This window comes from Pseudonocardia sp. EV170527-09 (assembly GCF_008369905.1).
In the GTDB taxonomy this organism is placed as follows: domain Bacteria; phylum Actinomycetota; class Actinomycetes; order Mycobacteriales; family Pseudonocardiaceae; genus Pseudonocardia.
Genome location: NZ_VRMC01000231.1, coordinates 1 through 1,569 on the forward strand (window position 1 = coordinate 1; position 1,569 = coordinate 1,569).

The following is a 1,569-nucleotide window of genomic DNA, read 5'->3' on the forward strand; positions in this document are numbered from 1 at the left end:
CTTGAGCACGGCTACATCCTCTCAGCTCACCCACAGGGCAAGCCAGATCAGATGTCACCTACCCCTGCAGCAGACCCAAAGCTCACGGGGCACTCGTCTTCATCTCTCACGCCAGCGGTCACCACCTGGCGTGAGACATCAGCCAGTAACTCACGTGCATAAGTGCTTATCGGATGATCATAGCCGAGAACCCGGCCAGCGGTAGCTGCTGTCGTAGACAACTGGCTTGCGGCGCCGCGCAAGTCACCCGCGTCGGCGCGGGCCAGTCCCAGCGCGACCTGGGAAGCAATGGTGTCCGGATGTCCACCACCGAGCACACGCTTCCGACGGATGATCACTTCTTCGTGCCGACGGGCAGCCGCCTTCGGGCGACCGATCACGCGCAACGCCGCTGCGACGGCATCCGCCGCAGCAAGTGTAACGGGATGGTCAGGACCGAGCACCTGCTCACGAGCAGCCAGGGTGCGCTGAGCTAGGCCAAGGCCACGAGTCTTGACGCCGCCCAGCAGGTAAGCAATGGCCAGTGTTCCTTCGACGACGAGCGTATCAGGGTCACGAATCCCGAGGGTGTCTCTAGCAATGGCTAGTATCTGTTCAAGCTGGCAGGCAGCATCTATCAGCTCCGCGGCGTCACCGACACGAACAGTAGCGGCAACCCGGTCGTGTTGAGTACGCAGTGCCGCCCGCGCGTTGTCCCCTCCTGAACCAAGAGCGGCGCTCTGCCGCAGAAATGGGGACCCCCGAAATATACTCACTGTTACCGTCTCGCTCCATCACCTAGCGTTGAAATACACGATTGGGACCGTACTGTCGCCACTTACAGTACTGAGTGTGGTCATCTGACCTGGCCCCGGTAGGTCGGTCTGTCGTCATCGGATGTGGCCCCACCCCTGGATGGAGTAGCTCTCGGCGGGTCGGCGTGGGTCCGGTCGCCGGGAGGGACCGGAGGGTGGCCAGGCGAGTGGAGCTGTTCGAAGCGATCCGACGTGAGCGACGCCTCGAAGGGGTGTCGATCAGGGCGTTGGCCGAGCGACATCAAGTACATCGGCGCACGATCCGTCAGGCCCTTGCGTCGGCGGTTCCACCGCCGCGTAGAGCGGGGCCACGTCCGCAGCCGGCGATCGAGCCGTGAGTGGTGTCCAGCAGAGTGGTGTACGGCCTCGCTGCCCAGTGTGGCATCGACGCGTAGGGCGGCCACTGCGTGGTCTTTCGAACCGGAGTTCCCGCTCAAGATCGGAGAGACCCACGCGATGGCCGCACATCCCAGTATCGACCCGGCCGGGTTCCTGCACGAACACCTGGCCCAGGCGAGTCCCGACCTGCTGCGCTCGCTGCTCACCACGATGATCGACACCCTGATGTCGGCCGAGGCCGACACGATCTGCGGCGCCGACTACGGCCGCACCGACCCAGCACGGGTCAACCAGCGCAACGGGCTACCGCCACCACGACTTCGACACCCGCACGGGCACCCTGGACGTCGCGATCCCCAAGCTGCGCTCTGGCTCGTACTTCCCGGATTGGCTGCTCGAACGCCGAAGCCGCGCCGAAGCCGCGCCGAAGCCGCGC

General features: G+C 64.8%; 1 protein-coding gene and 1 pseudogene. One reads left to right on the forward strand and one right to left on the reverse strand.

The features are described from left to right. Nucleotides 1–47: 47 nt before the first annotated feature. Nucleotides 48–755, reverse strand: a complete 708-nt coding sequence (locus tag FVA95_RS34185; protein ID WP_149666890.1) for a tetratricopeptide repeat protein — start codon at nt 753–755, stop codon at nt 48–50. A 495-nt stretch (nt 756–1,250) separates the two neighbouring features. On the opposite strand from FVA95_RS34185, the pseudogene FVA95_RS28675 reads away from it, so the two are divergent. After that, nucleotides 1,251–1,569, forward strand: a pseudogene (locus FVA95_RS28675) (transposase); the annotation flags it as partial.